Below are 7,814 nucleotides of genomic sequence, written 5' to 3'. Positions count from 1 at the left end.
AAAATGACTCCGGCAGCATACCGAAGTCATTTAATCGCTGTTTAATGTAGCAAATGGTCTTTTATTAAACTGTCTACTTTATAGGGTTCAGTTCAGTGGGGAGAATTGAAAATTAAATTTTTCGATCGTTATTGTCCAAGTTAACAAAATTTTTTTTAGTGGAAGTAGCATTCTTGATGTGAATAACAATGTAATAAGTAGTAAGTAAGGTGAAAGATTTTTAAATAAATTTTTTTGACTTTTAGAAAAAGATTCTTCATTCTTCCGTTTAATGGTAAAGAAGGTTGCAGCAATGACTGTTAATGATCCAAATAAACCAGCAAGTTCTACACTAATAAACCAATTACAGAACCAGACAGAGGCACCTAATAGCAATCCAGTGAAGAGAACACTTGAAGATTTTTCTTTTACAGCTTCCTTGCCCGCACCTATGAAAGTAACTAAAAAAGCGAAATAAATATAAATAGGGATACACATAGATGCGCTCACGATTCCTAAAGAAGTTAAAGGAATATCTGCTAATGTTGAACCGATAATTGTTCCCATTGCTAAAGTGCCCCATGGAATGATACAAAGACTTATTAGTGCGATAAGAGCTGATTGAATAGGGTGAAAACCTAATGCTATTAAAATTGGAGCTATTACAATAACAGCTAAACCAAAACCGCTAATAGACTCTATTAAAGGAGATAGCCCTAAAGCAAGAATCAAAACTTGATAGATGCGATCATTAGTTGAAGTAGAAATAGAAGAGGCTATTTTCTCTATAGCGCCTGCTTGCTCCATAAAATGAAATAAAAGGATACCAAAAAACAAAATATAGGCTACAAGTGATGTGGTAAGAAAGCTTTTAGCAAACGGAGTAGGTAATATTTTTATACTAGTGTGAAAAAGAGGAGAAATTGCAATGGCTGTTGTAATAAGTACTGCTACACTACCTGTGAAAATAGAGGATTTCTTCAGAACGAAAAGCATAAATAAAATACTAACTAGCGGTAAAAGAGCAAACATGACCTTTAACATGAAAATCACTCCTAATGACACTTATTTACACTATAGTATATAAAATTTATTCTATAGTGTAAATAAAGAAGTTGAATTTAAGGGATTTTATTTGTTGATTGTAGCTACGTAATTACACTATAGTAAAAATAAAGGCTCGTTATCATTACGTTGAATTGATTTCTGGGGTATTCAGTTGGAACGGAGATCAACTTATATACATTGTAAATAGTCATTTCAAACTTTTGGTGATGAATTAAAATAAAAATTTATCCAATAGGATAGTGAAAAGGAGCGTGAGCAAGTGGGATTTGGAAAGCAAGTAAATATCATTAGAAAGAAAAGGAATATGACATTGCAGGACCTTTCCTCAGTTAGTAAGGTAAGTGCATCTATGTTATCTCAAATAGAACGAGAAGAAAAAAACCCAACCATACAAGTTGCCTGTCAAATTGCTGAGGCTTTAAATACTACTCTATCCGCGTTATTAGAACAGCAAGAGAAAAGGGATATTATTGTCATAAGAAAAGATGAACGACCAGTTTATATAGACGAAAAAACGGGATTCCAGCGTCATTTATTATCCCCATCGTTCCCCTCTAGAGGGATTGAATTTATTTTGAATATAATTCCTGCAAATAAAGAATCTGGGGTATTTCCTGCCCATAAATCAGGGGTGAAGGAATTCGTTTTTATTAAACAGGGAGCTTTACGAGTCGAATTAGGCAACGGTACTTTTATTGAAGAATTACACGAGGGGGATTCATTCTTTTTTGAGGCCGATACAGAGCATAGATTTATTAATTTATCTGCCAAAGAATGTCATTATTTTTTAGTAATAGATTCAACTCAGTTTATGAAATAAGGCTTTAGGGATATAAAAAAGGAGCAGAAGAGCATGTTCTCATTTACAGATTTAAATGGTTTACGAGTGGATTTAAGTTTTATAAGAGGCGAATTGGACATTGAGCCTAAGCATGTACTGGTTTTATTAAAGCATGAAAATAAGTGGTTGTGTACGATTCATAAACGCCGTGGTGTAGAGGTTCCAGGTGGAAAGCAAGAACCTGGGGAAACATTGGAGCAGGCAGCGGTTAGGGAAGTATTCGAGGAAACTGGTGTTCATGTGAAAAATCTTAGATGGTTTGCTGAATATGCCGTTCATGATGACAATTTATTTTGTAAAACGGTCTTTACTGCACAGTTTGTGGGGCAGGAGGACATTGATTTTGATTTAGAAACTTCCGGAATGACTTGGCTAACAGATGAAGAATTTACTAATCATCCAAATTTAAGTTTTCATATGAAGGATGAAGGAATGGAGAAAATGCTGGAGGAGTTGAAACATTATGACCAATGGTAAGATTGTTGAAAAACGTCCTTATCCTTCACCTAATTCAGCAATTCGTTTAACGGAAATCACGTATATGTCACAGGGTCTACGTGTGAAGGGATTATTAGCGGAACCTAAGGCAGAAGGTACATATGATGGCTTTTTATATTTACGTGGAGGTATGCAAAGTATTGGTATGGTTAGACCTTCTCGTGTCGCTCAGTTTGCAGCACGAGGCTTTATCGTTTTTGCCCCATATTACCGTGGCAATCGAGGTGGAGAAGGTCGAGATGAGTTTGCAGGAGCTGATCGTTATGACGCTGTATACGCAGTAGACGTACTAAAGCAGTTCTGTAATGATAATATTCATGTCTTTGGTTTTTCACGTGGCGGTATTATGGCACTTTGGACTGCAATCTTACGTAGAGATATTACATCTGTTGTAACATGGGCAGGAGTATCTGATGCAACAGCTACATATTGGGAGCGAACAGATATGCGCCGGATGATGAAGCGTGTTATTGGAGGGACGCCTAATCGTGTACCAGAGGCTTATGATGCCCGAACACCACTTTTTGAGGTAGAGCATATGACAGCTCCCGTCCTTATTATTCATGGCTATCGTGATGAAAATGTAGATATTGAACATGCTAGACAGTTAGAATTTTATTTAAAAGATGCCAATAAAACATATGAGACATGGTATGATCATCGCTACGCGCATCAATATCCACCTGCCAAAAATCGCGAGACAGTACATGCTCTTTGTGAATGGATGAAACGACAATAAGATATTCAAGTTGTCTTCCTTCAGTTTAATATTTCAAGTTTGTCTAGAGAGGAGGCTATTTTTTGAATTACATAAAAAGTAAAAGACGCAAGATTATTATTGTAGGATTAGTATTGATGATAATCGCTTCAGCTTTTATTTATTATAAGTTTTTAATACCTTCAGCAGACATTCAGCAATACAAGGAATATTATCCTTCGAATACATCGCAAAAAACATTAAACGAAGGGGAGGTAAAGGTCACATTTTTAGGAACATCATCTTTGTTATTTGATGATGGCGACACACAATTAATGATTGATGGTTTTATTTCTAGGCCGCCCTTATTGAAAATATTGCCTTTTAGCAATGTGAAAACAGATACAAATATTGTAAATGAAGTCTTTCGTAAAATAGGGGTTGATCATAATAAACTTCAGGGATTGTTTGTAGCTCATACACATTATGATCATGCATTAGATTTAGCTTATATCGCTAAACAAACTGGAACGCATGTATATGGCTCGGAATCAGCAATTAATATAGGACTTGGTAATGGTATAAACACGACACAAATGTCTGTATACGAAGTAAATAAGGCTATGCAGTTTGGTGATTTTACTGTCACAGTCCTACAATCAAAACATTCGCCAACCTTTGACGAAGGAGAAAAAATAAAAGAGCCACTTAAACAACCAGCGAAAGCTCTAGATTAGCATGAAGATTCTTCATACGATTTCTTGATTACGCATCATCATAAAACATTTTTTGTAAAACCAAGTGCTAACTATATAGAAGGGGCATTGGATGGCATTCAAGCTGATGTATTATTTTTAGGAATCGGAGTATTAGGAGCTCAGGATCAAGATTTTCAAAATATGTATTATGAGCAAACTGTCCGGGAAATACAGCCGAAACTTATTATTCCAATACATTGGGACAACTTTAATAAACCATTAACAGATGCTCTAGAAGCAATGCCTAAATTTGCAGATAACACAAAAAAAGGATTAGATTTTATAATTCAAAGGACAAAAGCGGATAAAATAGATTTCCAAATACTTCAAGGTTTTGAAAGCATTTATTTTTGATATTTAGAATAATAAAGGAAAATTGCATACTGGATTTAGAGAATTAACTCCATTTTGATTACCTTTTGTAATATGGAGTTTTTTTAGTGAAAATTGCTTAGGTAGATCGAAGAAGTGCCCGAGCCGACTTAAAAAACCGTTCAGGTGCTTTTTAACAGGCACCTGAACGGTTGATAAAAGGATATTTACTCTGCGTATTTTTCTAAAAAGTTATTAATAGTTTCCCAGTACGAATCACCAGCGACGCTTTCTGCACCGCCATGTCCAGCACCCTCAACTATCATTTTTTCCTTCGGTACATTGGCAGCTTCATATACTTCATTTAGCATATCAGATGGCACAAATGTATCATTACTTCCATGAATAAATAGCATCGGTGTTTTCGATTTGGCAACTTGCTCAACAGTATTAGCTTCACCAAGCGTATAGTTAGCTCTTACTTTCGTAACAATTGAAGAGAAGTGCATTATAGGAAAGGCCGGTAAATGAAAGATTTCTTGCAATTGGTAAGAGAATTCATCCCAAACTGAGGAATAACCACAATCCTCAATTATAGCCTTAACATTGTTAGGGAGATCTTCTCCTGAGGCCATCATCACTGTAGCACCTCCCATGGAAATACCATACAAAATAATTTCAGCGTTTTTATCCGAATTGGTAACATTATTAATCCAAGAGACTACATCAAGTCGATCGTGCCAGCCCATCCCAATATAGTCACCCTCGCTTTTTCCATGAGCTCTTGCATCGGGTATGAGAACATTGTAGCCTGAATCATAAAAATGCTTAGCATACTTTGACATTTGTGAGCCATCAGATGAATATCCATGGAAAACAATTGCCCATTTATTTGTTTCGTTTGTATTTTTAAGCGTATAGGCATGTAATTTCAAATGATCAAAAGACTTTACATAAGAATCCTGGTAATTCTCTTTAAACCACTTTTCGCTCTCTTCTTTTTCTTTAGCTTCCTTAGGATTAACAGCGATTGAATTGTGCGGAGCATCAAGCACAGCTGATTTATCTGTATTAGGATTTAAAGCGAGATTATAAAAATAATTCCCTGCAAAAAATCCAGCACCAACAAACAATACTAATAGAAGACTGACAATGATAATAATTACTTTATACTTTCTTTTCATATATTTCCCCCTAAAACTTCTATTATGAATTATACACAAAGTTGACAATATGAAAAGTGGACTTTTCTAAAATAGGGGAAAATAAAAAAGGGGATGACTTGAATCGTTCCCTTTGTATGTTGTCGAACTACTATTAATTTAAAACGCTACTGTTTTGAATGCGAAATCGAAGCGGCAGCAAAAAACAAAGTAGAGGAAGTGGCTAGATACATAGGATAGCGAGTAGCTTAGTATGGAAATCTCCCTCATTTTCACAAAAATTTCCTCTTTCAACAATAAAAAAAGGGAACGACTGAAATCGTTCCCTTTGCTTAGTAAATTATTTTAATGGACCACCAAGGTTTGTGATAGCTTCAGAAACATTTGAGAATTTCTTGAAGTTGTCGTTGAATAAACCAGCAAGTTCAGCAGCTTTTTTATCATAAGCAGCTTTGTCTGCCCATGCATCACGAGGATTAAGCACTTCAGTTGGTACACCCTCAATAGTAGTTGGGATGTTTAAACCGAATACTGAATCTTGAATTGTTTCAACATCAGTTAATTTACCATCAATTGCAGCGCGCACCATTGTACGAGTGTAAGAAAGCTTCATACGGCTACCAGTACCATATTCGCCACCAGTCCAACCAGTGTTCACTAAGAATACTTGTGCACCGTGCTCGTCAATTTTTTGACCTAACATTTCAGCATAAACTGTTGCTGGAAGTGGAAGGAATGGAGAACCGAAGCAAGTAGAGAATACTGGTTCTGGCTCTGTTACACCACGTTCTGTACCAGCAAGTTTAGATGTGAAACCGCTTAGGAAGTGGTACATTGCTTGCTCTTTTGTTAATTTACTGATTGGAGGTAATACGCCAAATGCATCAGCTGTTAAGAAGATGATTGTTTTTGGGTGACCAGCAACAGATGGATCAACAATATTTTCAATGTATTGAATTGGATAAGCTACACGTGTATTTTCTGTTAATGAACCGTCATCATAGTCACAAACACGAGTTTCTGGATCAACAGCTACGTTTTCTAAAACAGATCCGAAGCGGATTGCGTTGTAGATTTCTGGTTCTTTTTCAGCAGAAAGGTTAATTGTTTTTGCGTAGCAACCGCCCTCAATGTTGAATACACCGTTATCAGACCATCCGTGTTCATCGTCACCGATAAGCTTACGGTCAGGATCTGCTGATAAAGTAGTTTTACCAGTACCAGATAAACCGAAGAATAATGCAACATCACCAGCTTCACCAACGTTTGCTGAGCAGTGCATTGAAAGGATGCCTTGTTGTGGTAATAAGTAGTTCATAATACCGAAAATAGACTTTTTGATTTCACCAGCGTATTCAGTACCACCGATTAGGATGATTTTCTTTTCAAGTGATACAATGATGAATGTTTCAGAAGCAGTGCCATCAACGGCAGGGTCTGCTTTGAAATTAGGAGCTGAGATAACTGTGAAGTCAGCAACATGAGAAGCTAATTCCTCTTTAGTTGGACGGATAAATAATTGATGAGCGAACAGATTGTGCCAAGCATATTCATTGATTACTTGGATGCTTAATTGAGAATCTTTGTCAGCACCAGCAAAGCCTTTGAATACGAATAATTCGTCACGTTCTTTTAAATATTTTACTACTTTTACATATAAGTTATCGAACACTTCAGAAGAAATTGGTCGGTTAACTTTTCCCCAGTCAATTTTATCTTTTGTGCTCTCTTCTTCTACCGTATATTTATCTTTAGGTGAACGACCAGTGTATTTGCCAGTTTCTGCACGAACTGCGCCATCTACTGTTAACATAGCTTCACCACGAGAAGTAGCTTTTTCAGCTAATTGTGGTACTGAAAGTTGAACATTAATGTTACCGCCGCTTAATAATTCCTTCAGTTCGTTTGCAATTTCTACTGAATTCATCGATTAAATACCATCCTTTTTTATAGTATTCCCTTGAGTCTGAGGGAGATTTTCTTAATTTCAAAAATAGTATAACACAATTGCTTAAATAATCTATACTAATTCAGAAATTATTTTTCAGATTTTATTACTTTTCAAGAAAACGACAAAAAGTAAATTGATTCGTTTTGATAATGCTTTTTACCCTATTTATTATAAGTGATCAGTCAATCACTTTCGACACAGCAAAATTGTGTTCTAGAAGCTTTTGGCTTATATGAGGTTCGCACAGGATGTGAAGTTTTAGCTTGTTTTTTATTAGTTGGAGCTTGTCTTCGATTGAAAAGGGGCTACAATCATTTTCATCCACCACATGTTCCGTAGCTGACGCTTTGCTTTCACTACAAAATGTGCTGTAAAGGGTTACACATATGTTAACACATGATGTGAGGTGGAGAGTAGGGATTATTTTGTTTGAATTTACAGGATAATACAAATAGGTTTCATAATAATGGTATAACTGTAGCTGACGCTTTGCTTTCGCTACAGATAAACAAAGCGAACGGAATCGGTTTTGTGCTTAGACCTGGAG

At 36.0% G+C, this 7,814-nt stretch carries 6 protein-coding genes and 1 pseudogene; 4 read left to right on the top strand and 3 right to left on the bottom strand.

What is annotated here, in order from left to right:
- Nucleotides 1-87 precede the first annotated feature (87 nt).
- Nucleotides 88-1,023 carry an L-lactate permease gene (locus ACQKN4_RS08180; protein ID WP_427483254.1) on the bottom strand — a complete coding sequence of 312 codons (936 nt, stop codon included), beginning with the start codon at nucleotides 1,021-1,023 and terminating at the stop codon, nucleotides 88-90.
- 283 nt (nucleotides 1,024-1,306) lie between these two features.
- On the opposite strand from ACQKN4_RS08180, the gene ACQKN4_RS08175 reads away from it, so the two are divergent.
- The 4 genes and pseudogenes from ACQKN4_RS08175 (at nucleotide 1,307) to ACQKN4_RS08160 (ending at nucleotide 4,195) form a co-directional block, all read left to right on the top strand.
- Nucleotides 1,307-1,867, top strand: coding sequence for a helix-turn-helix domain-containing protein (locus ACQKN4_RS08175; protein WP_079561680.1), 561 nt, complete (start codon nucleotides 1,307-1,309; stop codon nucleotides 1,865-1,867).
- A gap of 33 nt (nucleotides 1,868-1,900) precedes the next feature.
- Nucleotides 1,901-2,365, top strand: a complete 465-nt coding sequence (locus tag ACQKN4_RS08170; protein ID WP_427483252.1) for an NUDIX domain-containing protein — start codon at nucleotides 1,901-1,903, stop codon at nucleotides 2,363-2,365.
- Complete coding sequence (locus ACQKN4_RS08165; RefSeq protein ID WP_427483262.1) at nucleotides 2,349-3,125, top strand: alpha/beta hydrolase family protein; 777 nt, start codon at nucleotides 2,349-2,351, stop codon at nucleotides 3,123-3,125. The genes ACQKN4_RS08170 and ACQKN4_RS08165 overlap by 17 nt, the downstream gene beginning before the upstream one ends.
- Nucleotides 3,126-3,241: 116 nt before the next feature.
- Nucleotides 3,242-4,195 (top strand): annotated as a pseudogene (locus tag ACQKN4_RS08160) (MBL fold metallo-hydrolase).
- 185 nt (nucleotides 4,196-4,380) lie between these two features.
- On the opposite strand, the gene ACQKN4_RS08155 reads toward ACQKN4_RS08160, so the two are convergent.
- Nucleotides 4,381-5,337, bottom strand: a complete 957-nt coding sequence (locus ACQKN4_RS08155) for an alpha/beta hydrolase (protein WP_079561677.1) — start codon at nucleotides 5,335-5,337, stop codon at nucleotides 4,381-4,383.
- A 319-nt stretch (nucleotides 5,338-5,656) separates the two neighbouring features.
- The gene (pckA, locus tag ACQKN4_RS08150; RefSeq protein WP_079561676.1) at nucleotides 5,657-7,243 is read right to left on the bottom strand and encodes a phosphoenolpyruvate carboxykinase (ATP); all 1,587 of its coding nucleotides are present in this window, start codon (nucleotides 7,241-7,243) and stop codon (nucleotides 5,657-5,659) included.
- Nucleotides 7,244-7,814 lie beyond the last annotated feature (571 nt).

Origin of the sequence: Lysinibacillus sp. NPDC093692, assembly GCF_050280125.1 — a bacterium.
GTDB lineage: Bacteria > Bacillota > Bacilli > Bacillales_A > Planococcaceae > Lysinibacillus.
The sequence above is the reverse complement of the archived record's forward strand: the minus strand, read 5'-3'. Positions and strand labels throughout refer to the sequence as shown.

Bases quoted from the DNA above. Each gene is read 5' to 3' on its own strand.
- ACQKN4_RS08155 (WP_079561677.1), bottom strand. From the start codon at position 5,337: ATGAAAAGAAAGTATAAAGTAATTATTATCATTGTCAGTCTTCTATTA.
- ACQKN4_RS08180 (WP_427483254.1), bottom strand. From the start codon at position 1,023: ATGTTAAAGGTCATGTTTGCTCTTTTACCGCTAGTTAGTATTTTATTT.
- ACQKN4_RS08170 (WP_427483252.1), top strand. From the start codon at position 1,901: ATGTTCTCATTTACAGATTTAAATGGTTTACGAGTGGATTTAAGTTTT.
- pckA (WP_079561676.1), bottom strand. From the start codon at position 7,243: ATGAATTCAGTAGAAATTGCAAACGAACTGAAGGAATTATTAAGCGGC.